Annotated in this window: 25 protein-coding genes; 3 read left to right on the forward strand and 22 right to left on the reverse strand. The window is 54.3% G+C overall.

Features of this window, described 5'->3' with window-relative positions:
* Positions 1-7: 7 nt before the first annotated feature.
* The 7 genes from VF709_RS07320 to hinT all read right to left on the reverse strand — a co-directional run bounded on the left by VF709_RS07320 (position 8) and on the right by hinT (position 5,363).
* Positions 8-1,312 carry an NAD(P)/FAD-dependent oxidoreductase gene (locus tag VF709_RS07320; RefSeq protein ID WP_038419114.1) on the reverse strand — a complete coding sequence of 435 codons (1,305 nt, stop codon included), beginning with the start codon at positions 1,310-1,312 and terminating at the stop codon, positions 8-10.
* A 238-nt stretch (positions 1,313-1,550) separates the two neighbouring features.
* A complete protein-coding gene (ycfP, locus tag VF709_RS07325) occupies positions 1,551-2,093 on the reverse strand; it encodes an alpha/beta hydrolase YcfP (RefSeq protein WP_020689592.1) in 543 nt (180 codons plus the stop codon).
* 34 nt (positions 2,094-2,127) lie between these two features.
* Positions 2,128-3,153, reverse strand: a complete 1,026-nt coding sequence (gene nagZ, locus VF709_RS07330; protein ID WP_129327753.1) for a beta-N-acetylhexosaminidase — start codon at positions 3,151-3,153, stop codon at positions 2,128-2,130.
* Between the two features lie 11 nt (positions 3,154-3,164).
* Complete coding sequence (thiK, locus tag VF709_RS07335) at positions 3,165-3,989, reverse strand: thiamine kinase (protein ID WP_023621893.1); 825 nt, start codon at positions 3,987-3,989, stop codon at positions 3,165-3,167.
* Positions 3,970-4,614, reverse strand: a complete 645-nt coding sequence (gene lpoB / locus VF709_RS07340; protein ID WP_104668931.1) for a penicillin-binding protein activator LpoB — start codon at positions 4,612-4,614, stop codon at positions 3,970-3,972. The genes thiK and lpoB overlap by 20 nt, the downstream gene beginning before the upstream one ends.
* 13 nt (positions 4,615-4,627) lie before the next feature.
* Positions 4,628-5,002 (reverse strand): YcfL family protein, encoded by a 375-nt coding sequence (locus VF709_RS07345; protein WP_023621894.1) that lies wholly within the window; start codon positions 5,000-5,002, stop codon positions 4,628-4,630.
* A gap of 1 nt (position 5,003) precedes the next feature.
* Positions 5,004-5,363, reverse strand: a complete 360-nt coding sequence (hinT, locus tag VF709_RS07350; protein ID WP_013097111.1) for a purine nucleoside phosphoramidase — start codon at positions 5,361-5,363, stop codon at positions 5,004-5,006.
* A 351-nt stretch (positions 5,364-5,714) separates the two neighbouring features.
* Between hinT and fhuE the strand changes: the two genes are divergently transcribed.
* Entirely contained in the window at positions 5,715-7,904 is a 2,190-nt protein-coding gene (fhuE, locus tag VF709_RS07355) for a ferric-rhodotorulic acid/ferric-coprogen receptor FhuE (protein WP_038419110.1), read from the forward strand.
* A gap of 84 nt (positions 7,905-7,988) precedes the next feature.
* On the opposite strand, the gene ptsG is transcribed toward fhuE, so the two are convergent.
* The 14 genes from ptsG to yceD all read right to left on the reverse strand — a co-directional run bounded on the left by ptsG (position 7,989) and on the right by yceD (position 20,315).
* Positions 7,989-9,422: a PTS glucose transporter subunit IIBC gene (ptsG, locus tag VF709_RS07360; protein WP_013097113.1), complete on the reverse strand. Its 1,434-nt coding sequence runs from the start codon at positions 9,420-9,422 to the stop codon at positions 7,989-7,991.
* A 297-nt stretch (positions 9,423-9,719) separates the two neighbouring features.
* Entirely contained in the window at positions 9,720-10,514 is a 795-nt protein-coding gene (locus tag VF709_RS07365) for a metal-dependent hydrolase (protein WP_020689599.1), read from the reverse strand.
* Positions 10,515-10,524: 10 nt separating this feature from the next.
* Positions 10,525-11,529, reverse strand: coding sequence for a DNA polymerase III subunit delta' (gene holB, locus VF709_RS07370; RefSeq protein WP_023621897.1), 1,005 nt, complete (start codon positions 11,527-11,529; stop codon positions 10,525-10,527).
* The gene (tmk, locus tag VF709_RS07375) at positions 11,526-12,167 is read right to left on the reverse strand and encodes a dTMP kinase (RefSeq protein WP_013097116.1); all 642 of its coding nucleotides are present in this window, start codon (positions 12,165-12,167) and stop codon (positions 11,526-11,528) included. Before tmk ends, holB begins: the two co-directional genes overlap by 4 nt.
* Positions 12,157-13,179, reverse strand: a complete 1,023-nt coding sequence (yceG, locus tag VF709_RS07380) for a cell division protein YceG (protein ID WP_023621898.1) — start codon at positions 13,177-13,179, stop codon at positions 12,157-12,159. Before yceG ends, tmk begins: the two co-directional genes overlap by 11 nt.
* A gap of 2 nt (positions 13,180-13,181) precedes the next feature.
* Entirely contained in the window at positions 13,182-13,991 is an 810-nt protein-coding gene (gene pabC / locus VF709_RS07385) for an aminodeoxychorismate lyase (RefSeq protein WP_149896483.1), read from the reverse strand.
* Positions 13,992-14,112: 121 nt separating this feature from the next.
* On the reverse strand, positions 14,113-15,354 hold the full coding sequence (gene fabF / locus VF709_RS07390) for a beta-ketoacyl-ACP synthase II (RefSeq protein ID WP_028028098.1): 1,242 nt from the start codon (positions 15,352-15,354) through the stop codon (positions 14,113-14,115).
* Positions 15,355-15,445: 91 nt separating this feature from the next.
* Complete coding sequence (acpP, locus tag VF709_RS07395) at positions 15,446-15,682, reverse strand: acyl carrier protein (RefSeq protein ID WP_003857954.1); 237 nt, start codon at positions 15,680-15,682, stop codon at positions 15,446-15,448.
* Between the two features lie 154 nt (positions 15,683-15,836).
* Complete coding sequence (fabG, locus tag VF709_RS07400) at positions 15,837-16,571, reverse strand: 3-oxoacyl-ACP reductase FabG (protein ID WP_013097120.1); 735 nt, start codon at positions 16,569-16,571, stop codon at positions 15,837-15,839.
* A gap of 12 nt (positions 16,572-16,583) precedes the next feature.
* Complete coding sequence (fabD, locus tag VF709_RS07405; RefSeq protein WP_014831447.1) at positions 16,584-17,513, reverse strand: ACP S-malonyltransferase; 930 nt, start codon at positions 17,511-17,513, stop codon at positions 16,584-16,586.
* Between the two features lie 15 nt (positions 17,514-17,528).
* Entirely contained in the window at positions 17,529-18,482 is a 954-nt protein-coding gene (locus VF709_RS07410; RefSeq protein ID WP_013097122.1) for a beta-ketoacyl-ACP synthase III, read from the reverse strand.
* 6 nt (positions 18,483-18,488) lie between these two features.
* Entirely contained in the window at positions 18,489-19,523 is a 1,035-nt protein-coding gene (gene plsX, locus VF709_RS07415; protein WP_072007019.1) for a phosphate acyltransferase PlsX, read from the reverse strand.
* Between the two features lie 80 nt (positions 19,524-19,603).
* The gene (gene rpmF, locus VF709_RS07420) at positions 19,604-19,777 is read right to left on the reverse strand and encodes a 50S ribosomal protein L32 (RefSeq protein ID WP_003857964.1); all 174 of its coding nucleotides are present in this window, start codon (positions 19,775-19,777) and stop codon (positions 19,604-19,606) included.
* Positions 19,778-19,793: 16 nt separating this feature from the next.
* Positions 19,794-20,315, reverse strand: coding sequence for a 23S rRNA accumulation protein YceD (yceD, locus tag VF709_RS07425; protein WP_013097124.1), 522 nt, complete (start codon positions 20,313-20,315; stop codon positions 19,794-19,796).
* A 140-nt stretch (positions 20,316-20,455) separates the two neighbouring features.
* Here yceD and VF709_RS07430 point away from each other — a divergent pair, with 140 nt between their 5' ends.
* Entirely contained in the window at positions 20,456-21,040 is a 585-nt protein-coding gene (locus VF709_RS07430) for a Maf family protein (protein ID WP_149896484.1), read from the forward strand.
* Between the two features lie 94 nt (positions 21,041-21,134).
* Here the strand turns inward: VF709_RS07430 and rluC are convergent, their stop codons facing one another.
* Complete coding sequence (rluC, locus tag VF709_RS07435) at positions 21,135-22,082, reverse strand: 23S rRNA pseudouridine(955/2504/2580) synthase RluC (protein ID WP_028028073.1); 948 nt, start codon at positions 22,080-22,082, stop codon at positions 21,135-21,137.
* A 571-nt stretch (positions 22,083-22,653) separates the two neighbouring features.
* Between rluC and rne the strand changes: the two genes are divergently transcribed.
* Positions 22,654-25,758 (forward strand): ribonuclease E, encoded by a 3,105-nt coding sequence (gene rne, locus VF709_RS07440; protein WP_038419103.1) that lies wholly within the window; start codon positions 22,654-22,656, stop codon positions 25,756-25,758.
* Positions 25,759-25,774 lie beyond the last annotated feature (16 nt).

Below are 25,774 nucleotides of genomic sequence, written 5' to 3' on the forward strand. Positions count from 1 at the left end.
AGAAAAATTAGTGCAGCTTCAGACGTGGACGGATTACGCGGTTGATTCGTCCTACCAGCATCATCAACCCGGTTTTGAAGTAGCCGTGCAGCGCAATCTGGTGCATACGGTACAGGGATATATAGACAAAGCGTGCGATGCGCCCTTCTACCATCATCGAGCCGCGCATCAGGTTCCCCATCAGGCTGCCTACGGTAGAGAAGTTCGACAGCGAAACCAGAGAGCCGTGGTCTTTGTAGACGTAGGCCTTCATTGGCTTGCCTTTGCGCTGTGCCAGAATATTGTGCAGCACCAGGCTTGCCATCTGATGCGCTGCCTGGGCGCGAGGAGGCACGAAACCGCCTTCAGGACGCGCGCATGACGCACAGTCACCAATCGCGAAAATCTCTGGATCGCGCGTGGTTTGCAGCGTCGGCTCGGTCACCAGCTGATTAATACGGTTGGTTTCCAGCCCGCCAATGTCTTTCATGAAATCAGGTGCTTTGATACCCGCCGCCCAGACCATCAGATCCGCTTTGATGTACTCGCCATCTTTGGTGTGCAGGCCACCTTCGTCTGCGCTGGTCACCATCGTCTGGGTGAGAACACGTACGCCCAGTTTGGTCAGTTCGTTATGCGCCGCGCCAGAAATACGTGGAGGCAGCGCAGGCAGAATACGCTCACCTGCCTCAACCAGCGTTACGTTCAGCGCTTCATTGGTTAACCCTTTATACCCGTAGCTGTGCAGCTGTTTTACCGCATTGTGCAGCTCAGCGGAGAGCTCAACGCCCGTTGCGCCACCGCCTACAATGGCGATATTCACCTTGCCATTCGCACCCATGTTATTGGTGTACTTCAGGAACAGGTTCAGCATTTCCTGGTGGAAACGACGCGCCTGGTGCGGGTTATCCAGGAAAATGCAGTGCTCTTTCACACCCGGGGTGTTGAAATCGTTGGAGGTACTGCCCAGCGCCATCACCAGTGTGTCATAGGCAAGCTTGCGCTCCGGGACCAGCAACTCCCCTTTTTCGTCACGCAGCTCGGCCAGGGTAATGGTTTTGTTCTCACGGTTGATATCCACCACGGAACCCAGCTGGAACTGGAAATGGTGGTTACGTGCGTGCGCCAGATAGCTCAGCGCGTCCACGCCCTCATCCAGTGAACCGGTCGCCACTTCGTGCAGCAACGGTTTCCACAGGTGGCTGTGGTTACGATCCACCAGCGTGATTTTGGCTTTTTTGCCGCGACCCAGCTTCTTACCCAACTGTGTCGCCAGCTCCAGCCCGCCAGCACCACCGCCTACAATCACTATCTTTTTCAATGGCGTAGTCAACGTGACCCCCTCAAATTATTAACCAATTGTTAATTAAAAGTTATAAAAATAACCCTTAATTAACAACAGGTTACAGCACTGAAACCATTCAGGTGCATTGAGAATACCACGTCAGGCGCATTGGTCATACCAAAATTGATGTGCATCAAGTTTTGGTGGCTTAAAAGTAGACAATTCTGCAGAAAAAGAAAGCCCGGCACGCTTTCGCGGCCGGGCCCGGGAGATCTTATGCAGTATCTTAGCCCAGTGTTTTGAAGGCTTTGATGCGCTGCAGATGCGGGGAGATGTTCTTGAACTTGTGGGTCTGTTCTTCGTCCCAGACAATTTCATAGAAGTGATGCAACAGCTCAGCCGCACGGTGGCTGTTGAGCGCCTCATCATTACGCGAAAGGATCACCAGACAGCGGTCGCGGTTCTTTTCACGGAAATTGCTGACGCACTTGGTGGCAATATCGACATACTCTTCTGGGCGGTCAATCTTGCCTTCCATGTTCTCGTTCGGGAACAGGTTAGGATTGAATACCACCTGGCGAATATCGCACAGGAATCCAATCCGCTCCGCCCAGTAGCCACCCAGCCCCACGCCGCAAATCAGCGGGCGATCGTCGATGTTGAGCTGCAGCATCTTGTCCACTTCTTTGAGCAGATGCTGCATGTCATGTTTCGGATGGCGCGTGCTGTAGCTGATCAGCCGTACATCCGGATCGATAAACTGCAGTTGCAGTACCTTCTCATGATTACCAGGACTGTTTGAGTCAAAACCGTGTAAATAGATGATCATCGTCTTCTCACCACGCTACGCCTTCCGGGAGGATTTACAGGCTGGCTTTATGTGCCTGCCAGCGCTCATTCAGTGCTTCAAGCCGGGCGTTAACCGCTTTCCAGCGTGCCGAATCCATCAGCTCCTGACGGCTAAATGAACCTTTATGATACAAATGTGTAACACGCTCTGCATTGATCGGCGACAGGTTATCCAGCACGCTGACTGCGCCTTTACGATTATTGCAGACGAGGATCATATCGCAACCTGCGTCGAGCGACGCCTGCCCACGCTCCGCGTAGCTGCCCATGATCGCCGCCCCTTCCATCGACAAATCGTCGGAGAAGATCACGCCGTTGAAACCGAGTTCCTGACGCAGCACGGTTTTTAACCAGTGCGGAGAACCGCTCGCCGGGCGTAGGTCGACGTCACTGTAAATCACATGCGCAGGCATAATGGCATCCAGCTTGTTATCGCTAATCAGCGAGCGGAACACAGACATATCTTTGGCACGAATTTCCGCCTCCGGGCGCGGATCACGCGGAGTCTCTTTATGCGAATCCGCCGTCACGGCGCCGTGCCCCGGGAAGTGTTTACCGGTGGTTTTCATTCCTGCATCGTGCATGCCGTCGATAAAGCGGGTGGCCATCTCCAGCGCAATACGGGGATCGCTATGGTAAGAGCGCTCGCCAATTGCCGCACTGATATGCCCTACGTCCAGCACCGGGGCAAAACTGATGTCGATATCCATGGCAATCATCTCGCTGGCCATCAGCCAGCCGGCCTCCTGGGCCAGATTTCCGCCCTCTTCGGTGCCGAGCAGCGCCGCGAAAGACTGGGCCGCGGGCAGACGGGTGAAGCCCTCACGGAAACGCTGCACGCGCCCGCCTTCCTGATCGACGGCCACGACCAGATGATTACGCGACGCCGCGCGGATCTGGCGAACCAGCTCACGCAACTGCGCCGGATCGTGATAGTTGCGGGTAAACAGGATGAGCCCCCCCACCAGCGGGTGCGCCAGAATTTCACGCTCCTCCGCATCCAGTTCAAACCCTTCTACATCCAACATGACTGGACCCACAGCAACCTCTCTTATCCTTTAATGTGTAACTGGCGCCAGGCATCATCTGCCAGCGCAATAAATTGTTTCTCGCCGGACTGCTGAAAACGCATTTCAAACCAGCCCGCCATCAGCATGACGACCCAGGGTCGCCAGCGTCTGACCTGACGCGCCAGCTGTCCCGCGTCCAGATGCGCAATGCGGGCGTAATCGCCGATCAGTCTTTGGCGCGCTGTATCATCTTCCACCCAGACAGCCGCCAGCTCCAGTGCCACATCCCCATCGCCGGCATACTCCCAGTCGATAAGCCTGATGCCGGTGGACGTATGCACAATATTTCCGGCATGAACATCCATGTGTAATGGCGACAGCCGAAGCGGCTGAGGCTCTCCCGCAGTGTGTAACCGTTTAAGCTGCGCAAGCCACCATGGGGTACGTCTGTCCGGTGAGGCTCGCTGCCAATATTGTTCCAGCAAAGGGAGCAGCGTGACTCGCCACCCCAGACACGGCTGATGGTGCAACTGACAGAGCGTCGTCGCAAGCGTTGCGCTGTCGGGCAGCGTATGCCGGATCTCCCCTGCCAGATACTCTACCGCCATCCAGCCCTGTCTGAAAAAGCGCGGGGCTGGCACGAGATCCGCCGGTAGACGCTTCAGGGCACGAAACTGACGGCGAAAATGGGAAGCGGGGGCTAAGGGATCGTGGTGATGACGCAACACCAGACGCTGCTCGCCCTGTTCCAGAATGCAACTCGCGCCGCCAAGCCCGGAGTGGGCCTGCGGCGCGATAAGACGATACTGCGGAAAATAACGCGTGAGGATCGCTTCACGCGTGCAGTCAGAGTTGCGTAACCGCACCTTTACCTGACCAGATAATCTCGCCTGTCTGAACCAGCATCAGCTGCATCTGCAGGGCTGGCGTATTCACGTTACCGGTGGCATTAGAGTACAGCACATACTGCGCACCAACGTTACGGGCAATCCCCATCGCCTTACTGCGCGTACCGAGGCTGTCCTGTGGCGACAGACCAAGCTGCTGTTTGGCTACTGCCAGCTGCTGTGCGGAAACCAGCGTAAACTTGCCGTTATTGGCCAGTGCATTGCGCAGGGTTTCTGTCGCTTCCCCGGCATTGAGTGAACCGTTAGTCCGGTTATTTACGCTATCCACCAGCAGTACGCTGCCTGCCGTTACGCCCTGCGCCTGCAGCATTTTGCCCACCATCGGCTGCATCGCACCGTTCCAGTCATAATGACGCACGCGCGGCGTTGGCTGGGAAGTCTGGTCCGGATGTTCAATCGGGCCAGGCTGCGACGGGATCGTCGGTACAGACGGCACGGTTGGCTGCGGTTGCGTTGGCTGTGTCGGCTGCTCCGTACCCGGTTTTGCCTCGTCCACCGGCGCAGGCTGTTCGGTTCGCGTCACACATCCTGCAAGGAACAGTGCAAAAGCTGTCACGAGCGCATAACGGCTCATATTTTTAATCAAGGTTCACCTCTTACAGATAAAGATAAAGTCTCACCTTATGCGCACCCAGATAGTTGGCGCTACCATAGAGCGTTACCGACGATCCTGCCGGAATGGTCACGCTGCGCGGCGCTTCCAGCGGGTGCATTTCAAGACCCCGTACGTCATACCAGAAGAAACGGTAGTGCACCGTCACCGGTTCGTGTCTTTCGTTAAAGAGCGTAGAGGACGCAGAAGATTTAATTTCACTGATGGTCAACGTAGGTTGTTCTGCGGTGATGCCCGCGGCAAGTACCGAGGACTCCATCACCAGCGTCTGTTCATCACTGACAGGAATGGCCGGGCGCGTGCTGCATCCCACCATTACCAATGTCATTGCCAGCGCTGCAATACGCCCTTTTAACATGTCAAAGACCTTTATGTGACAGCATCGGTCCCAGAGGACGCCCACCCAGAAGATGCATATGAATATGATAAACTTCCTGACCACCATGGCGATTACAGTTCATGATCAAACGGTAACCGTCTTCAGCAATCCCCTCCTGCTCGGCGATTTTCGCGGCTACCGTCAGCATACGGCCTAACGCCACTTCATGCTCGGCTTTTACGTCATTGACGGTGGGAATCAGAATATTTGGAATGATAAGGATATGAGTCGGAGCCTGAGGAGAAATATCTCTGAAAGCCGTCACCAGCTCATCCTGATAAACGATATCCGAAGGGATTTCGCGGCGGATAATTTTACTGAAAATGGTTTCTTCAGCCATGACCTGTTCCTTTGTAGTTTAATCTGGCGTGGTGCGTCCGCTATTAACACAATCTCTGCATGAGTGTGTGGCACAATGGAAGAGTATGAGCGACTTTCTCCTGTCCTTTCAACCTTCTCCCCGGATTTCTTTCCTGAAAGCGTTTCAGCTGACTGAAGAGTAACCGCTCCCGACGCTTCACCACCTGAAACATAATTTCATTTCCTTTTGACACATCTGTTTACAGTGCTAATCACAATGCGTATATTTCGCATTTGCATTTTCATGCGCATTTTTAACATAGAAAACGACGTCAGCCCGTTCTCACGGGACTGTCGCACTCACCTTTCACCATTCAGTAAGGGTTTGATGATGTCTTTCATTTATCACACCAGGGATGGGCAACCGCAGCCAGCCGCCACGCCTTCGTTGCTGGCTGCCTGTATTGCTATGGCATTGATGCCAGCCGTCAGTTTCGCCGCCTCTGCAACCGAAGATACCGTGGTTGTCGAGGGCGGTTTTGATAACGCACAGGACCCGTCCAGCAGTCAGGATACGGACTACAGCGTTAAGACCACCACCACGGGGACGAAACTGTTACTGGTTCCCCGCGATATTCCGCAGTCCGTCAGCGTCATTAGCCAGCAGCGTATGGCAGATCAGAATCTGCAATCCCTCGGCCAGGTGTTAACTAACACCACCGGCGTCACCGCGCAGGTACAGGACAGCGACCGGACGGTATTTTACTCGCGCGGCTTCTTTGTCAGTAACTATGCGTATGATGATCTGCCAACCTCCATCAGCGAAGTATGGAACTTTGGCGACACCGCCGCCGATACCGCCATTTACGATCGTATTGAAGTGGTACGCGGCGCAACCGGCCTGATGTCCGGCACGGGAAATCCCGCCGCCTACGTCAACATGGTACGTAAGCATGCAGACAGCAATGAATTTAAAGGCAATGTCTCCGCCAGTTACGGTAGCTGGGACAAACAACGCTACGTGCTGGATCTGCAGGCTCCGCTGGTAGAGTCGGGTAACGTGCGCGGTCGTCTTATTACGGGTTATCAGGACAACGACAGTTTTGTTGATAACTACCACTACCGCAAAAAGTTCCTCTATGGCGTGGTCGATGCGGACGTGACTGACAGCACCACCCTGTCTGTGGGCTATGAATATCAGGAAAGCGATACCGATAACCCAACCTGGGGCGGCCTGCCAACCTGGTACAGCGATGGCAGCAAAACCCATTACAACCGCAGCCAGACCGTTGCACCAGACTGGGCTTATTCAGATAAAGACAACACCCGTATTTTCGCCAACTTCACCCAACGCTTCGACAACGGCTGGGAAGCCCACATCAACGGCATGCATGCCGACACCAACTTCGACAGCAAACTGATGTATATGTCCGGCTACCCGGATAAAGAGACCGGTGCGGGTATGGTCGGATATGGCGGCTGGAACCGCGGTGAACGTAAGCAGGATGCGGTGGATGCCTTCCTGCGCGGCGGTTTCGATCTTTTCGGTCGCCAGCATGAGATGATGTTTGGCGGTAGCTTCAGCCGCCAGCGTAACCACTATGACAACACCATGCCGGACGCGCTGTACGGCATGGTTGACGTGGGTAACTTCAAAAACTGGAACGGGAATATCGCCGATCCGCAGTGGACCCCCTGGAAGCTTTACAGTCAGGATGATATCCGCCAGTCTTCGGCCTATACCTCAGCCCGCTTCTCGCTTGCCGATCCGCTATCTCTGATCCTCGGTGCGCGTTATACCCATTACAACATTCGCTATAACCCGGCGGGCTCCCCGGACACCCGCCTGGAAAGCAGTAAGGATGATGTAACGCCATATGCGGGCCTTGTTTATGATATCAATGAAGACTGGTCAACCTACGTCAGTTATACCTCCATCTTCCAGCCTCAGGACAAACGTGACGCCAGCGGCCGCTACCTGGACCCGACAACGGGGAAAAGCTATGAAGCCGGGGTGAAAGCAGACTGGTTTAGTACGCGCCTGACCACCTCGCTCGCCCTCTTCCGCATTGAGCAGGATAATGTGGCGAATAATACCTACACCTACATGCCCAGCGGCGAGTCAATTTATGAATCTCTGGATGGGGTCGTCAGTAAAGGGATCGAGTTCGAGCTAAACGGCGCCCTGACCGATAACTGGCAGCTGACCTTCGGCGCAACCCGCTACATTGCTGAAGACAAGCGCGGCAACGCGGTAAGTTCCGATCAGCCTCGTACCACAATGAAACTCTTTACCCGTTATCAACTGCCCATGCTACCTGCACTGGCAGTGGGCGGGGGGGTGAACTGGCAGAATAAAGTCTGGAACGATGTAGATGGCGGCCCGGCAGGTCGATCACGTGCAGAACAAGGCAGCTACGCGCTGGTTAACCTGTTCAGCCGGTATCAGGTGACTAAAGATTTTGCTGTCCAGGCTAACATCAACAACCTGTTCGACAAAGAGTATTACGACTACGTCGGCTCTTATGTGGTATATGGCGCGCCGCTGAACGTCTCTGTAAGCGCGAGCTACGACTTCTGAATGTTCAGCCGCTACCCGGCATAACAAAACTGCAGGCATAAAAAAGGCAGCCATTCGGCTGCCTTAGTCTCCCCAGGTCACAGCTTAGCTGTTGCGGATGTATTCATCCATTTCGGTTTTCAGGTTATCGGATTTGGTACCGAAGATTGCCTGAACACCAGAACCTGCAACAACCACACCCGCTGCGCCCAGTTTTTTCAGACCCGGCTGGTCTACTTTCGCAACATCGGCAACGCTCACACGCAGACGAGTGATACACGCGTCCAGGTTAGTGATGTTCTCTTTACCGCCGAATGCTGCAACCAGTGCCGGAGCCATTTCGCTGGTCGCGCCTGCTTTGCTGTCTTCTGTTGCATCTTCACGACCTGGCGTTTTCAGGTCCAGTGCTTTGATCAGCACGCGGAAGATGGTGTAGTAAACAACGGCGTAGCACGCACCCACGATTGGGAACAGCCACAGTTTGCTGCTGTTACCGGACAGAACGATGAAGTCGATCAGGCCGTGTGAGAAGGACGTACCGTCACGCATACCCAGCAGGATACAGATTGGGAACGCCAGACCCGCCAGAATCGCGTGGATAACGTACAGGATCGGCGCAACGAACATGAAGGAGAACTCGATCGGCTCGGTGATACCGGTCAGGAACGAGGTCAGCGCTGCGGAGATCATGATACCGCCCACTTTTGCACGGTTCTCTGGTTTAGCAGAGTGCCAGATTGCAATTGCCGCGGCTGGCAGACCATACATTTTGAACAGGAAGCCACCAGACAGTTTACCTGCAGTTGGGTCACCCGCCATATAACGTGGGATATCACCGTGGAACACCTGACCTGCTGCGTTGGTGAATTCACCAATCTGCATCTGGAATGGAACGTTCCAGATGTGGTGCAGACCAAATGGCACCAGGCAACGCTCGATGAAGCCGTAGATACCAAACGCCACAACCGGGTTCTGATAAGCAGCCCACTGAGAGAAGGTCTGGATTGCCGTACCGATTGGTGGCCAGATGAAGGACAGGATCACACCCGTGAAAATCGCTGCCAGACCAGAGATGATCGGAACGAAACGCTTGCCCGCGAAGAAGCCCAGATACTCAGGCAGCTTGATGCGATAGAAGCGGTTAAACATATACGCTGCAATCGCACCGGAGATGATACCGCCCAGAACACCGGTATCCGCCAGGTGTTTCGCTGCGATCTCTTCAGCAGGTAAATGCAGAACCAGCGGTGCAACCACAGCCATGGTTTTCACCATGATGCCGTAGGCAACCACAGAAGCCAGCGCAGAAACGCCGTCGTTATTGGTGAAGCCCAGAGCAACACCGATAGCGAAGATCAGTGGCATGTTAGCAAAGACAGAACCGCCTGCTTCGGCCATTACGTGGGACACTACGGCTGGCAGCCAGCTGAAGTTTGCAGAACCGACACCCAGCAGGATACCTGCGATAGGCAGTACGGATACTGGCAGCATCAGCGATTTACCGACCTTTTGCAGGTTAGCAAATGCATTCTTAAACATAATTGAGAGTGCTCCTGAGTATTTGTGCTTTTTTTACGCTTTCACGCATTGGCCCGGGGGGAGTACCGTGCCGTGGACAGGACATCTAAGCGCCCTTTATTTATTACACAGAGTAAAATAATTCCCTCTGAGTTTGTTTGACGGCTATCACGTTTCAGCTTAAGACGGTCGAAAAACTTTCAGTTATTTACAAAAAGCATTTCTGGATGTGTCTAAAAACACCATCACCGCCCCAAATGAGGCGGTGAACTTTACTCGTTTTAACTATTAATTACGAGCCTAAAAAAAACAGGTGTATCAAACAGATTGCAGGCGGGCGGGGTCAATATGGAACAGTGTAGAGAAGTTTTCCGTCGTGACGCGGGCCAGCTCTTCGATACTGACGCCCTTCAGAACGGCCATGTATTCAGCCACGTCTCTCGTCATTGCTGGCTGGTTTTCTTTACCGCGATGCGGTACCGGAGCCAGATAAGGAGAGTCTGTTTCCACCAGAATACGATCGAGCGGAACATAACGCGCAGCATCGCGAAGCTGCTCAGCGTTACGGAACGTCACGATCCCGGAAAACGAGATATAAAACCCTAAATCAAGCAGTTTTCCCGCCGTTTCTCTGTCTTCTGTGAAACAGTGTAGTACGCCACCGCAATCCGTCACGTTTTCTTCTCTGAGGATCGCCAGGGTATCGGCGCGGGCATCGCGGGTATGAACGATAACCGGTTTGTTAAGCTCACGGCCAATGCGAATGTGATGGCGGAAGGACTCCTGCTGACGCGCCATGGTCTCCGGCGTGTAGTAATAATCCAGCCCGGTTTCCCCCATCGCGACCACGCCCTCTTCGGCCGCCAGACGACGTAACTCCTCGACGTCGTATGCTTCATCCTGATTGAGCGGATGCACGCCACAGGAAAAGACCACATTAGGGCGAACGCCCACCAGCTCACGCATGGTGCGATAGCCCGGCAGCGTGGTAGCCACCGCAAGGCAAAATTTCACATCGCGGGCGGCGGCTTTTGCCAGCACGTCGTCCACGTCTTTATGCAGGGATTGATAATCCAGGCCATCGAGATGGCAGTGTGAGTCGACTAAAAACATAATGTCTCTCTCAGAGATGGGAAACAGGCGGAGTGACGCCTGGTTGCAGGTAATGTTCGATACGCAATAACTGGTCGGTCAGTACAAGCTCGCGATTAAGACCGGTTACCGTTAAAAGTTGTTCGCGGCTCTGGCAAGTATCGTGCAGGATCGCACGCAACGTGGCGCCTGGCAGACGATTCGCCAGCGTGTTTACCAGTGGCCAGACATCGGGATTGGTCAGCAGCGTGGCCCCCTGCTGGATCTTGAGGGCATCCAGAAGTAAGGCAGCCAGCCAGTGCAGACGCTCGGCAGCCTGATCGCTGTTAAGTGCAGGCAGTACGCTCAACCAGTCACCGCTCTCCAGCGCAGAGGCAACGGCGCGGCAAAGCGCTTCTCGTTGCGACCAGACGTCCGCCTGCAGCAGAGCCAGCGCCGCGGCAGGTGCGCCGCTGCTGAGGCGCAATGCGGACAACGCGCTATCCTGTGACGTTGTCACCTCACGCTCCAGCCAGCTCAGCGCCCACGATTCCTGGGGAGTCGCAAGGTGATGAAGCCGACACCGACTGCGTAACGTCGCCAGTAATCGACCCGGATCGCGGCATGACAGGAAGAACCACGTTTTTTCCGGTGGCTCCTCCAGCGTCTTAAGCAGCGCGTTTGCCGCCGCCTCGGTAAGCAACGCCGCGTCTTTCAGCCAGACGACTTTTGCGCCACCCAGTCGTGCGTGCTCGTATAATTTTTCACTGACTTCACGCACGGCATCGATACCGAGCGCACTTTTGCCCTTCTCAGGCTCCAGCGTGTAATAGTCAGGATGCGTGCCCGCCTGCATCAGCTGGCAGCCGCGGCATTTACCGCAGCTTTTGTGACCTTCTGGCTGCTGGCACATCAGAAAACGGGTGATGGCGTAGATCAATGCATCTTCACCCATGCCCGGCAATGCCTGAATCAGTAACGCATGATGCCCCCGTCCGGCCTGATAGCTGGCGATCAGCTGTTCAAAGTGCGGGCGCAACCATGGGTACCATTTCATGCCTGTTGCTCCTGTAGCCAGTGTTTGACAGTTTCCTCAATGGAACGGGTCACCTCTTCCAGGGACTGCGTCGCATCAATGGTGCGAATGGAACTGTCCTGACTGGCGAGTTCAAGATAACGCGCGCGGGTGCGATTAAAGAAGTCGAGCGACTCTTGCTCAATGCGATCCAGCTCGCCGCGCGCGCGCGCGCGCTTCAGGCCCACTTCCGGCGTTACATCCAGATACAGCGTCAGATCGGGGCGGAAATCCCCTAATACTGCATCACGCAACGTTGCCAGCATTGTCTGGTCAATTCCGCGTCCCCCGCCCTGATACGCCTGAGTCGACAGATCGTGACGGTCGCCAATGACCCACTTGCCAGCGGCCAGAGCCGGTTTGATGACCGTCTCTACCAGCTGCACGCGAGCGGCATAGAACATCAGCACTTCGGCTTTGTCAGTGATAACTTCATCGCCCACGGATTTGATATCCAGCACCAGGCTGCGCAGCTTTTCAGCCAGCTGCGTACCGCCGGGTTCACGGGTAAACACCATGTCCGCAACGCCGAGCGTTTTCAGCGTTTCGATTACCACGTTGCGGGCTGTGGTTTTACCGGCTCCTTCGAGTCCCTCAATGACAATGTATTTACTGCGCATTTTTTTCCTTAAGTGCCTTCAGATAATCCTGAACGGAGCGATTATGGCTGGCAAGGTTGGTGTTAAAGGTATGCCCCCCTTTTCCATCAGCCACAAAGTAGAGATACGGTGTTTTTGCCGGATGCGCGGCCGCCTTAAGCGAGGCTTCGCTCGGCGTGGCAATCGGGCCTGGCGGCAGGCCGCTAATAACGTAGGTATTATACGCCGTCGGCGTCTCCAGATCTTTTCGTGAAATCTTGCCGCTGTAGCTCTCACCCATTCCGTAAATCACGGTAGGGTCAGTTTGCAGACGCATGCCAATGCGCAGTCGGTTGATAAAGACCGACGCCACCTGGTCGCGCTCTGAAGCCACCGCGGTCTCTTTCTCAATAATTGAGGCCATGGTGACAAACTGGTTTTGATCTTTATACGGCAGGCCATCGGCGCGCCCTTCCCACGCAGACTCCACCGCCGCGACCATTTTTTTGTGCGCACGCTTCAGGATCGCCACATCGGTTGTTCCGGCTGTATACATCCAGGTGTCCGGCCAGAACCAGCCTTCAACCCACTCGGGATGTTCAAATTCAAGTACCGCGGCAACCGTCTGATAACTATCATCTTTCAGCGTGTGTTTAATATACGGCGCATCACGCAGCTGTTTGAGGTAATCGCTAAGGCGCATCCCTTCAACAAACCGCAGCGGGAACTGCGCTTCTTTGCCGCTTTCCAGCAACTGCAGCATCTCTCTGACGGTCATCCCGGGCGTGAAACGATAGGTGCCAGCTTTAAAATGAGACAGCTCAGGTTCCACACGCAATAACCACTGGAACACGCGTGGACGATTAATGATTTTATCGCCATAAAGCTGTTCACCGAGCGCCAATCGCCCGGTTCCCGCTTTCAGGGTAAAGATCGTTTCGTCCTTAATCAGGATCTTACTGTCCGCCAGCTGGCGAACTTTCCACATTCCCGCGCCGCCAGCGATACCCAGCGCAACGATTAGAAGGAGGACAAAGCGCAACATTTTCTTCATGACTATCTGATTTGCTCACATATCGGGGCTAAAAAAGAGAACAGCTCGCGCGATGGCAAGCAAATTTGACCATAAGCGCGGACAGGTATAACCGGCATCAGCGCGTTGCAAATAACGATTTCATCTGCTGCCTGCAACGCCTCTTCGCGTGCGTTAACTTCGACAACGTGAAAGTCAGAGCGTGCCAGTTGCTGCAAACAAAACTGACGCATAATACCGTTGACTCCCGCCTGTTCCAGCGAAGGCGTGAAAACAATGTTGCCCTGCCGCCAGAATAAATTAGCCGCACAGCATTCCGTAATGAACCCTTCGCTGTCAAGAACCAGCGCTTCATCGGCTGCCGTCTGCTCAAGATGAGTACGGATTAGCACCTGCTCAAGACGATTGAGATGTTTTATCCCGGCAAGCATGGGGTTTCTTCCCAGACGTACCGGGCTGAGGGTCAGGGTAACGCCCTCTTCACGCCAGCGCGGATACTGGGCAGGATACGCAGAAACCGACAGCATCCGGGTGGGATGTTGGCAACTGACACCGCTATAGCCCCGTCCACCGCTGCCGCGGCTGATAATGACCTTGAGTACCCCACAGGGCTTTCCGGACGCAAGCTGGCGCATTTCCTGGCGCAACGTGTCCCATTGCGTAAAGGGGATCAGTAACGTTTTGCAGGCCGTTTGCAGACGACGTATATGCGCCTCCAGCAGACACACGTCGCCATCCGCAATGCGCGCCGTGGTAAAGCAGCCATCACCAAACTGAGTCGCCCTGTCGCTTGCAGGCAGAGATTCTTGCTCAAGGCCATTGATTAAAAACATGGTGGCTCCTTATGCGTGGGCGTTTAGTCTGGCAGGATGTCGTGCAGCCGACAAGAAGATTAGCCTGAATAAAAAAGGCCCGACAAGCGGACCTTTTTTCACAGCCATAGGGTACGCAGACTCAGATCTTTTTGAAGATCAGAGAACCGTTAGTACCGCCAAAGCCGAAGGAGTTACACAGGGTGTACTCCATTCCACTCACCTGGCGCGCTTCGTGAGGAACGAAGTCCAGATCGCAACCTTCATCCGGGTTATCCAGGTTGATGGTTGGCGGAACAGCCTGGTCGCGCAGCGCAAGAATAGAGTAAATAGACTCTACTGCCCCCGCCGCACCCAACAGGTGACCGGTCATGGATTTTGTGGAACTGACCAGTACGCGGCTGGCAGATTCACCGAAGATAGACTTAACAGCCTGAGCTTCTGCTTTATCGCCCGCAGGGGTAGAGGTACCGTGTGCGTTAACGTAGCCGATTTGCGCTGGGGTAATACCCGCATCGCGAATCGCGTTTTCCATGGCCAGCGCGGCGCCCGCACCATTTTCTGGCGGTGACGTCATGTGATAGGCATCGCTGCTCATACCAAAGCCAACGACTTCAGCATAAATTTTCGCGCCACGTTTTTTCGCATGTTCGTACTCTTCCAGAACGAGCATACCTGCACCATCGCCCAGCACGAAACCGTCACGGTCTTTGTCCCAAGGACGGCTTGCCGCCTGAGGATTATCGTTGCGGGTAGACAGCGCGCGCGCAGCACCAAAGCCACCCACGCCAAGCGGGGTACTGGCTTTTTCAGCACCGCCCGCCACCATAGCATCTGCATCGCCGTACGCAATCATACGCGCGGCCTGGCCGATGTTATGCACGCCAGAGGTACATGCGGTCGCGATAGAAATGCTTGGCCCACGCAGACCGAACATGATGGTCAGGTGACCCGCCACCATATTAACAATCGTGGACGGAACGAAGAACGGGCTGATTTTACGCGGTCCGCCATTCATGAGAGATGAATGGTTTTCCTCGATCAGACCAAGACCGCCAATCCCGGAGCCAATAGCAGCACCGATACGGGTTGCGTTCTCTTCCGTAATTTCAAGGCCAGAATCCTGCATGGCCTGAACGCCAGCGACAATTCCATATTGAATGAAGGCATCCATCTTGCGCTGTTCTTTGCGCGAGATGATCTCTTCACAGTTAAAATCCTTTACTAAGCCAGCAAATTTCGTTGCATAGGCGCTAGTATCGAAATGGTCGATTAGGCTGATGCCGCTCTGACCGGCAAGGAGAGCTTTCCAGGTGGACTCTACGGTATTGCCGACAGGAGACAACATGCCAAGTCCGGTCACAACTACACGACGCTTAGACACGTTTGTCCTCCAGGGAGGGATAAAAAAAGAGATTCGTGGGACTAAAAAAGATAAAACTCAGGCGGTCGAATGACCGCCTGGAGATGTTCACTTACGCCTGGTGGCCGTTGATGTAATCAATGGCAGCCTGAACGGTGGTGATCTTCTCAGCTTCTTCGTCCGGAATCTCAGTATCAAACTCTTCTTCCAGAGCCATTACCAGCTCAACGGTGTCAAGAGAATCTGCGCCCAGGTCTTCAACGAAGGAAGCGGAGTTCACAACTTCTTCCTGCTTAACGCCCAGCTGTTCGCCGATAATTTTCTTAACGCGTTCTTCGATAGTGCTCATACTCTTAAATTTCCTATCAAAACTCGCTTTCGCGATGGTTTTCGTAGTGTATAAAATGTTGAAAAATTTGCAACTAAATCCCGGCAGGTCTTACCACGATTTTACGTTATTTTGAGGCCAATCCCCCCAATAACGCAAATATTTTCGATCGTGATTAAACCATATACATCCCGCCGTTGACGTGGAGGGTTTCACCAGTGATGTAACCCGCTTCGTCAGAGGCTAAAAATGCAACCGCGCTGGCAATTTCTTTAGGGTCGCCTAAGCGGCCCGCAGGAACAGCTGCCAGCGTACCCGCACGCTGCTCATCAGTCAGCGCACGCGTCATGTCCGTTTCAATAAAGCCCGGAGCAACAACGTTTACAGTAATCCCGCGGGACGCGACTTCACGCGCCAGCGACTTACTGAAACCAATCAGACCTGCTTTCGCCGCAGCGTAGTTAGCCTGACCAGCATTTCCCATGGTACCAACCACAGAACCGACAGTGATAATACGACCATGACGCTTTTTCATCATAGCGCGCATTACCGCTTTTGACAGACGGAATACAGATGACAGGTTGGTTTCGATAATATCGTTCCACTCGTCGTCTTTCATTCGCATCAACAGGTTATCGCGAGTGATCCCGGCATTATTGACCAGAATATCCACTTCGCCAAACTCTGCGCGAATATTTTCCAGAACAGATTCGATAGATGCAGGTTCGGTCACATTCAGTACCAGACCTTTACCGTTCGCACCCAGATAGTCGCTGATGGCCTTCGCGCCATTCTCGCTGGTTGCTGTACCAATCACTTTCGCGCCGCGCGCGGCCAGTGTTTCAGCAATTGCACGCCCGATACCGCGGCTTGCGCCAGTGACCAGGGCAATTTTTCCTTCAAAACTCATGGTATTCCTCTTTTATTGCGAGAGTGCCGCTTCAATGGCTTCCGGCTCGTTAATCGCCGAGGCAGTCAGGGTGTCAACAATACGTTTTGTCAAACCAGTCAGGACTTTCCCTGGGCCGACTTCGTACAGGTGCTCAACGCCCTGAGAGGCCATAAACTCAACGGTTTTGGTCCACTGTACCGGGCTATAAAGCTGGCGAACCAGCGCATCACGGATAGCCTCCGGCGTGGTTTCACATTTCACATCGACGTTGTTCACAACGGAAATCGTCGGTGCGTTAAAGGTAATTTTTTCCAGTTCAACCGCCAGCTTGTCAGCAGCAGGTTTCATCAGCGCACAGTGGGACGGAACACTCACTGGCAGCGGCAGCGCACGTTTCGCCCCCGCGGCTTTACAGGCTGCACCTGCACGTTCAACCGCTTCTTTATGACCGGCTATAACCACCTGGCCTGGCGAGTTGAAGTTAACCGGTGAAACCACCTGACCTTCTGCTGATTCTTCACACGCTTTTGCGATGGAAGCATCGTCGAGACCGATGATCGCAGACATGCCGCCCGTGCCTTCTGGCACAGCTTCCTGCATGAATTTACCACGCAGTTCTACCAGGCGTACCGCGTCAGCAAAGGCGATCACACCGGCACAGACCAGTGCAGAGTATTCACCCAGGCTATGGCCCGCGAGCAGGGCTGGCGCTTTACCGCCCTTCTGCTGCCAGACGCGCCACAGCGCAACGGAAGCGGTCAGCAGTGCTGGCTGAGTCTGCCAGGTTTTGTTCAGCTCTTCGGCCGGACCTTGTTGGGTCAGCGCCCATAAATCATAACCCAGCGCATCGGAAGCTTCACGGAAAGTCTCTTCGATTACCGGATAGTTTGCTGCCATTTCAGACAACATCCCAACGGTTTGAGAGCCCTGACCCGGAAACACAAAAGCAAATTGCGTCATCTTTTAATCCTTATCCTAGAAACGAACCAGCGCGGAACCCCAGGTGAACCCGCCACCGAAGGCTTCAAGCAAGACCAACTGGCCCCGTTTGATTCGTCCGTCACGTACCGCTTCATCAAAGGCGCACGGTACTGACGCCGCAGAGGTATTGCCGTGGCGATCGAGCGTCACCACAACGTTATCCATCGACATGCCCAGCTTTTTCGCGGTTGCACTGATAATACGCAGGTTCGCCTGATGCGGCACCAGCCAGTCGAGTGCGGTGCGCTCAAGGCCATTCGCCTCCAGCGTTTCATCAACAATGTGGGCCAGTTCCGTCACCGCGACCTTAAACACTTCGTTACCTGCCATGGTCAGATAGATAGAGCTATCCGGATTCACACGGTCGGCATTAGGCAGCGTTAACAGTTCGCCATAGCTACCGTCAGCATGCAGATGCGTGGAGATGATGCCCGGCTCTTCAGACTGACCCAGCAGCACGGCACCCGCACCATCACCAAAAATAATGATCGTTCCGCGATCGGTTGGATCGCAGGTACGCGCCAGCACGTCAGCACCGATCACCAGCGCATACTTCACCGCGCCGGATTTTACATACTGATCGGCAACGCTCAATGCGTAGGTGAAACCCGCGCACGCTGCGGCAACGTCAAACGCCGGGCAGCCTTTAATACCGAGCATATTCTGCACCTGGCACGCTGCGCTTGGGAAAGCATGCGTGGCCGATGTTGTGGCAACCACGATCAAACCAATCTGATCTTTATCGATGCCCGCCATCTCGATAGCACGCTGTGCAGCTTCGTAACCCATGGTGGACACGGTTTCGTCTGGCGCGGCGATACGACGTTCACGGATACCTGTGCGCGTGACAATCCACTCGTCAGACGTATCTACCATTTTTTCCAGATCGGCGTTGGTTCGCACTTGTGTTGGCAGATAGCTGCCGGTACCAATAATCTTCGTATACATGTACGCTCAGTCACTTTTAGCTAATACAGATTCCAGGCGAGCGGCAATCCGCTGAGGGACTTGTCGCTGCACCGCCTGCACTGCCTGTTCAATGGCGACAGTAAATGCTCGCTGATTGGCGGCACCGTGACTCTTGATCACAATGCCGCGCAATCCTAACAGACAGGCGCCATTATACTGGTCGGGGTTGAGGTGACTGAATCGCCGCGTCAGGCTTTTTTGTAACCAACGCTTTAATAAAATCAGCCACCAGGCGCTTTTTTTACTTTCTCCCTGCGATTTGAGGAGAGAAAGGAACATTCGCACAACCCCTTCCATGGTCTTCAACGTCACGTTTCCAGTGAACCCATCACACACCAGAACATCCGTTTTCCCCGTCAGCAACTCATTGGCTTCGAGATAACCAATATAGTTGATGGAGGGAACCTGTTTAAGCAATTCGGCAGCCTCACGAATGCTGTCCAGGCCTTTGGTCTCTTCTTCACCTATGTTCAGTAACGCAACACGGGGATTGGTGATCCCGACCACTTCTTCTGCCAGCACCGACCCCATCACGGCAAACTGAGCCAGCATTGTACTATCACAATCGACGTTAGCGCCCAGATCGAGCACCACCGTTTTGCCCTTTTGCTGATGCGGGAGTACCGTCACCAGCGCCGGACGCTCAATGCCCTCAATAGGCTTGAGCAGTAATTTCGACAGCCCCATCAGCGCGCCGGTATTCCCCGCGCTGACGCAGGCCTGCGCACGTCCTTCTTTTACCAGCTCCAGCGCCATTCGCATAGAGCTGCCACGGCTATTGCGAATCGCCTGCGATGGCCGGGCATCACTGGCAATAACTGACTGCGCAGGAATAATCTGCAGACGTGAACGTTGTTCGAAGTCAGCTTTTGCAAGTAATGGCGTGATTGTGTCGGGATTGCCGACTAAAAGAAGTGTGAGTTGCGAATTAGAATTCAGTGCCTGCAATGCTGCAGGCACTGTCACGGAAGGCCCAAAATCTCCTCCCATGACATCTAACGCCAGGGTTAGACGTGTCAAGGTATCGTCGCAGCCTGGTTCGGTAAATTCCCCGTTTGCACGGGGAGTTCCTCACTAAGCCTAATCACGCAAACGCGTGATTACTTAGTGATAACCTTGCGGCCGCGGTAGAAACCGTCAGCAGTGATGTGGTGACGCAGGTGTTTCTCACCAGAAGTCTTGTCTACAGACAGGCTGGTAACTGCAGTCAGCGCGTCATGGGAACGACGCATGCCACGTTTGGAACGGGTTGGTTTATTCTGTTGTACGGCCATGGACCTTACTCCTCAATTACTTACGCTTTAAGCTGGCTAATACGGCAAATGGGTTTGGTTTTTGCGCTTCATCAGGCAGTTCCCCAAAGACCATGTCCGCCTCGGACACTTCACAGTGTTCAGAATCATGCACCGGAACCACTGGCAAGGTGAGGATGATTTCATCTTCAACCAGAGCCAGAAGATCGATTTCACCGAATTCGTTAACCTCAATCGGCTCATACGCTTCCGGGAGTGCCTCAGCCTGTTCGTCAGAACGAACCGGACTGAAACAATACGTTGTGTGAACGTGCTGTGTGAACGGTTTCCCGCAACGCTGACATTCGAGCGTTACCGTCACCTTTGCATCACCGGTTAAAACGGCAAGGCGCTGGTTATCGATAGCGAACGACATGGAGCATTCCACATCACTGTCCACACTGACTACGGATTCGGCAATACGCTCAGCCTGATCGGAAGTATAGATACCTTCGTAATCGAGGCGTTTTTGAGCCGTACGAACCGGATCAAGAGTCAGGGGTAATTTTACCTTTTGCATAGGGCGCGCATATTAACTTTGTAACGTCATATAGTCAAAGAAAAAGGCAACCAGGGCTGCCTTTTGCCAATTATTCGCACACATTGCGGCCTGTAGTTTAAAATGGCTGGCATCGATACGCTATATCTGGTGATAAAAATATGCCAAATCTCGTTCTCGCTTCCACTTCTCCCTACCGCCGAATGTTGCTGGAAAAGCTCGGGATCCCGTTTGTGTGTGCCGCGCCGGACGTTGACGAGACGCCAGAACCTGGCGAGTCGCCGCGTCATCTAGTGACGCGTCTGGCGAAAGAGAAAGCACAATCGCTTGCCGCACAATACCCTTCGCATTTGATTATAGGCTCCGATCAGGTTTGCGTGCTGGATGGTGTCATCACCGGTAAGCCACACACCGAAGAGAATGCCTGTAAACAGCTTATGCAGGCGCGCGGCAATATTGTTACCTTTTATACCGGCCTCGCGCTCTACAACTCCGCCGTAGGCCACCTGCAGACCGAATGCGAACCGTTTGATGTTCACTTCCGACACCTGAGCGAGCAAGAAATCACTGATTATGTGCGTCGTGAACGGCCGCTGAACTGCGCCGGCAGTTTTAAAAGTGAAGGTCTTGGGATTGCGCTCTTCGAAAAGCTGGAGGGGCGTGATCCGAACACGCTGGTGGGCTTACCGCTGATTGCGCTGTGCCAGATGTTAAGACGCGAAGCGTGTAATCCACTGACGGCGTGACCGTTGCGGCCTGATGCCCTCACCCCGGCCCTCTCCCACAGGGAGAGGGTGCAAACATTAAAAACGGCAACTCCGTTGCCGTTTAACTTTTACCTTAGCCGCGCAGAACTTTCAGGCAGCGTTTCAACTGCTCATCCAGCGGCGCTTCAATACGTATAGTCTCGCCGGTATTCGGATGGGTAAACTTCAGCGCTGCCGCATGCAGGAACAGACGCGACAGCCCCGTCCCCGCCAGTTGCTTATCAAATTCCCTGTCGCCATAGCGATCGTCAAAGGCAATCGGATGGCCCGCAAACTGGGTATGCACGCGAATCTGGTGGGTTCGGCCCGTCACCGGGCTACAGCGCACCAGGGTGGCAAACTCATAGCGCTCTTCTACTTTGAAGCGCGTCTCAGACGGTTTACCTTCCTGGCTGACGCGAACGATTCGCTCACCGCTTTGCAAAATATTTTTCAATAGCGGGGCCTGCACCACTTTCACGTGGGACTGCCACTGACCGCGCACCAGCGCCAGATAATCTTTCTGCATCCCTTTTTCGCGCAGCTGCTCGTGCAACGAGCGCAGGGCTGAACGTTTTTTGGCGACCAGCAGCACGCCAGAGGTGTCACGATCGAGACGGTGAACCAGTTCGAGGAAACGGGCTTCCGGGCGCAGCGCGCGCAGCCCTTCAATCACGCCGAAGCTGAGACCGCTGCCGCCGTGTACCGCCGTACCCGACGGTTTATTCAGCACCAGGATATGGTCATCTTCATACAGGATCACATCACTCAGGGCGGCCACCTTCTGCAGCTTAGGCGACACGACCTCTTCTTCACGTTCGGCAACACGCACCGGCGGGATACGCACTTCGTCACCGGCTTCGAGCTTATACTCAGGCTTCACGCGTTTTTTGTTAACCCGCACCTCGCCCTTACGCAGGATGCGGTAAATCATGCTTTTTGGTACCCCTTTCAGCTGGGTGCGCAAAAAGTTATCGATACGTTGCCCCGCTTCATCATCGGCGATAGCAACCATTTTTACGGCTGGAGTCTCTGTTTTCATGGTTGGCGATTCTAAATATCGTCAGGCATTAGCGCCACTCATTTTTCTATGCTTATATTTACTTTTATCCGGCCTGCCCCGGTTTCGCGCAATCGATTTGGTGGTTATTAAACCAATCACCATCCTGAAGTGAAGAAACTGTGAGTAACCGGGTGATAATTGGTAAAAGTCATCTTGCTATAACCCGGCGAGCAGTGGAATAATGAAGCCGTTTTCCGCGTTAAATCCGGGTTTTGTAAGGATGTCGACGGAATGACCAATTTTGTCTGACCGATCATCCACGCAGCAATGGCGTAAGACGTATTGATCTTTCAGGCAGTTAGCGGGCTGCGGGTTGCAGTACTTCCCGGTATAAGGATTGTTCTCTGGAGAGTTCTACCCAGGCAATTCCCCTGATAATTGCGCTGTGTTTCCGTATGAAACACAGGCAACCGACACTCTGCGCCTCTTAAGCGAGCGACAACCGTGAGGTTGGCGACGTGAATAGACACGAGGCCATCGGTTCATACCCCGGAAAGCGTCACCTTGCCCGCAGCTTTGTCGTCAATGTAAGAATAACGAGTAAGTTACGATGAAAAGAATGTTAATCAACGCAACTCAGCAAGAAGAGTTGCGTGTCGCCCTTGTGGATGGGCAGCGCCTGTACGATCTGGATATCGAAAGTCCTGGACACGAACAGAAAAAAGCGAACATTTACAAAGGTAAAATCACCCGCATTGAACCAAGCCTTGAGGCTGCATTTGTCGATTACGGTGCTGAGCGTCATGGTTTCCTCCCTCTGAAAGAAATCGCCCGCGAATATTTCCCTGCTAACTACAACGCTCATGGCCGTCCGAATATCAAAGATGTTCTGCGTGAAGGTCAGGAAGTGATTGTTCAGATTGATAAAGAAGAGCGCGGCAACAAAGGTGCCGCACTGACAACCTTTATCAGCCTGGCAGGAAGTTATCTGGTACTGATGCCAAACAACCCGCGTGCGGGTGGTATCTCTCGCCGTATCGAAGGCGATGACCGTACCGAACTGAAAGAAGCGCTGGCCAGTCTTGAACTGCCGGATGGCATGGGTCTTATCGTGCGTACCGCCGGTGTGGGCAAATCTGCCGAAGCGCTGCAGTGGGACTTAAGCTTCCGTCTGAAGCACTGGGAAGCTATCCAGAAAGCAGCAGAAAGCCGCCCTGCTCCGTTCCTGATCCACCAGGAAAGTAACGTTATTGTACGTGCCTTCCGCGACTATCTGCGTCAGGATATCGGTGAAATTCTCATCGACAACCCGAAAGTGCTTGAGCTGGCTCGCCAGCACATCGCCGCACTGGGTCGTCCGGACTTCACCAGCAAAATCAAACTGTACACCGGTGAAATCCCGCTTTTCAGCCACTATCAGATTGAATCCCAGATTGAGTCCGCCTTCCAGCGTGAAGTGCGTCTGCCATCCGGCGGTTCTATCGTTATCGATACCACAGAAGCGCTGACCGCTATCGACATCAACTCCGCACGTGCGACGCGCGGCGGCGATATCGAAGAGACCGCCTTCAACACCAACCTTGAAGCCGCTGATGAAATCGCCCGCCAGCTCCGCCTGCGCGACCTGGGTGGTCTGATTGTTATCGACTTTATCGACATGACCCCTGTTCGTCACCAGCGTGCGGTTGAAAACCGTCTGCGCGAAGCGGTGCGCCAGGATCGTGCGCGTATCCAGATTAGCCATATTTCGCGCTTCGGCCTGCTGGAGATGTCCCGTCAGCGCCTGAGCCCGTCTCTGGGCGAATCCAGCCATCACGTTTGCCCGCGCTGCTCCGGTACCGGGACCGTTCGTGATAACGAATCTCTGTCTCTCTCCATTCTGCGTTTGATTGAAGAAGAAGCGCTGAAAGAGAACACTAAAGAGGTTCACGCCATTGTTCCGGTGCCAATTGCCTCCTACCTGCTGAACGAAAAACGTGCCGCGGTGAGTGCCATTGAAGCGCGCCAGGGCGGCGTTCGCTGCATCATCGTGCCAAACGACCAGATGGAAACGCCGCACTATCACGTGCTGCGTGTCCGTAAAGGCGAAGAGACCAGCACACTCAGCTACCTGCTGCCGAAGTTGCATGAAGAAGAGATGGCGCTGCCATCTGATGAAGAGCCAGCCGAGCGTAAACTGCCAGAACAGCCTGCGTTAGCGACCTTCATCATGCCGGAAGCTCCGCCAGAAAGTGCCCTGGAAAAACCAGCGGCTAAACCTGCGGCACAAAAACCGGCAGTGGCGGCAAAAGCCGAGCCAGCACAACCGGGTCTGCTGAGCCGTTTCTTTGGCGCGCTGAAGAAAATGTTCGCAGGTGAAGAAGTTCAGCCAGAGCAGCCGAAAGAAGAACCTAAAGCGGCTAAACCTGAGCGTCAGCAGGACCGTCGTAAGCGTCAGAACAACCGCCGCGATCGTAATGACCGCAGCGACCGTAACGAGCGTCGTGACAACCGTTCGGACAACAATGAAGGCCGTGAGCAACGCGAAGACAACCGTCGCAACCGTCGCGAGAAACAACAGCAGAACGTTGAAGATCGTGAAATTCGCCAGCAGGCGGGCGATGAGTCCGAGAAGAGCAAACAGCGCGACGAGCAGCAGCCTCGCCGTGAGCGTAACCGTCGCCGTAACGACGAAAAACGCCAGGCGCAGCAGGACGTTAAAAACCTGAATCGCGAAGAGCCTGCTGAGCAGCAGGAGACCGAGCAGGAAGAACGTACTCAGGTTATGCCACGTCGTAAGCAGCGCCAGCTGACTCAGAAAGTGCGCGTCGGTGCTGTTCAGGCAGAAGAAACCGCAGCTGTCGCAGCCGAAGTGACAGAAACCACAACGGGCACGCAGGTTGCGAAAGTTGACCTCCCGGCCGTCGTGGAAAATCAGATAGAGCAGGATGAAAACGGTGAAAACCGTGACAACGCGGGTATGCCGCGTCGCTCGCGCCGCTCTCCGCGTCATCTGCGCGTGAGCGGTCAGCGTCGTCGTCGCTACCGTGACGAGCGTTACCCAACGCAGTCCCCAATGCCAATGACCGTGGCGTGCGCGTCACCTGAAATGGCATCCGGTAAAGTCTGGATCCGCTACCCTGTTGCTCGCCCGGAACAGGCTGTTGAAGAACAGGCAGTGACCGAAGAGGTGATTGCACCAGCACCAGCAGCAGCGGTAGAAGAGGTTGTAACGGAAGCGGCAACCGTGGTTGAACCACAGGTTGTTGAAACTGAAGCACCTCACGCTGTGGACGTCGAAACCACCCATCCAGAAGTGATTGCCGCGCCGGTTGATGCCGCGCCGCAGCTTATTGCCGAAGAAGATGCCGTGGTGGCTGAAGAAGTCGCTGAAGAGGCTGAACCTGTAGCCGCAGTGGAAGAAACCGCTGAAACCATCGTTGAAACCACGACCGAAGAGGTTGTGCAGGACGTTGAGATTCAGGTTGAACCTGTTGTTGAAGAAGCGAAAGCGCCGGAAGTGAAACCCGAGCCGGTGAAGGTTGCCGTCGCGCCTGCGCACGTTGCCACAGCACCGATGACTCGCGCCCCTGCGCCTGAGTATGTGCCTGAAGCACCGCGTCACAGCGACTGGGTTCGCCCGGAGTTCAACTTCGAAGGTAAAGGTGCTGCCGGTGGTCACAGTGCTACGCACAAGGCTACTGCACCAGCAACCCGTCCGCAGTCAGTTGAATAACGCACGCTAAGTGTGA

Source organism: Enterobacter sp. Lyrl_3 (assembly GCF_051948675.1).
Lineage (GTDB): Bacteria > Pseudomonadota > Gammaproteobacteria > Enterobacterales > Enterobacteriaceae > Enterobacter > Enterobacter cloacae.

Bases quoted from the DNA above. Each gene is read 5' to 3' on its own strand.
- tmk (WP_013097116.1), bottom strand. From the start codon at position 12,167: ATGCGCAGTAAATACATTGTCATTGAGGGACTCGAAGGAGCCGGTAAA.
- fabG (WP_013097120.1), bottom strand. From the start codon at position 16,571: ATGAGTTTTGAAGGAAAAATTGCCCTGGTCACTGGCGCAAGCCGCGGT.
- rpmF (WP_003857964.1), bottom strand. From the start codon at position 19,777: ATGGCCGTACAACAGAATAAACCAACCCGTTCCAAACGTGGCATGCGT.
- acpP (WP_003857954.1), bottom strand. From the start codon at position 15,682: ATGAGCACTATCGAAGAACGCGTTAAGAAAATTATCGGCGAACAGCTG.
- rne (WP_038419103.1), top strand. From the start codon at position 22,654: ATGAAAAGAATGTTAATCAACGCAACTCAGCAAGAAGAGTTGCGTGTC.
- pabC (WP_149896483.1), bottom strand. From the start codon at position 13,991: ATGTTTTTAATCAATGGCCTTGAGCAAGAATCTCTGCCTGCAAGCGAC.
- rluC (WP_028028073.1), bottom strand. From the start codon at position 22,082: ATGAAAACAGAGACTCCAGCCGTAAAAATGGTTGCTATCGCCGATGAT.
- holB (WP_023621897.1), bottom strand. From the start codon at position 11,529: ATGAAATGGTACCCATGGTTGCGCCCGCACTTTGAACAGCTGATCGCC.
- ptsG (WP_013097113.1), bottom strand. From the start codon at position 9,422: ATGTTTAAGAATGCATTTGCTAACCTGCAAAAGGTCGGTAAATCGCTG.
- yceD (WP_013097124.1), bottom strand. From the start codon at position 20,315: ATGCAAAAGGTAAAATTACCCCTGACTCTTGATCCGGTTCGTACGGCT.
- fhuE (WP_038419110.1), top strand. From the start codon at position 5,715: ATGTCTTTCATTTATCACACCAGGGATGGGCAACCGCAGCCAGCCGCC.
- fabD (WP_014831447.1), bottom strand. From the start codon at position 17,513: ATGACGCAATTTGCTTTTGTGTTTCCGGGTCAGGGCTCTCAAACCGTT.
- VF709_RS07365 (WP_020689599.1), bottom strand. From the start codon at position 10,514: ATGTTTTTAGTCGACTCACACTGCCATCTCGATGGCCTGGATTATCAA.
- hinT (WP_013097111.1), bottom strand. From the start codon at position 5,363: ATGGCTGAAGAAACCATTTTCAGTAAAATTATCCGCCGCGAAATCCCT.
- VF709_RS07430 (WP_149896484.1), top strand. From the start codon at position 20,456: ATGCCAAATCTCGTTCTCGCTTCCACTTCTCCCTACCGCCGAATGTTG.
- yceG (WP_023621898.1), bottom strand. From the start codon at position 13,179: ATGAAGAAAATGTTGCGCTTTGTCCTCCTTCTAATCGTTGCGCTGGGT.
- ycfP (WP_020689592.1), bottom strand. From the start codon at position 2,093: ATGATCATCTATTTACACGGTTTTGACTCAAACAGTCCTGGTAATCAT.
- VF709_RS07410 (WP_013097122.1), bottom strand. From the start codon at position 18,482: ATGTATACGAAGATTATTGGTACCGGCAGCTATCTGCCAACACAAGTG.
- VF709_RS07345 (WP_023621894.1), bottom strand. From the start codon at position 5,002: ATGTTAAAAGGGCGTATTGCAGCGCTGGCAATGACATTGGTAATGGTG.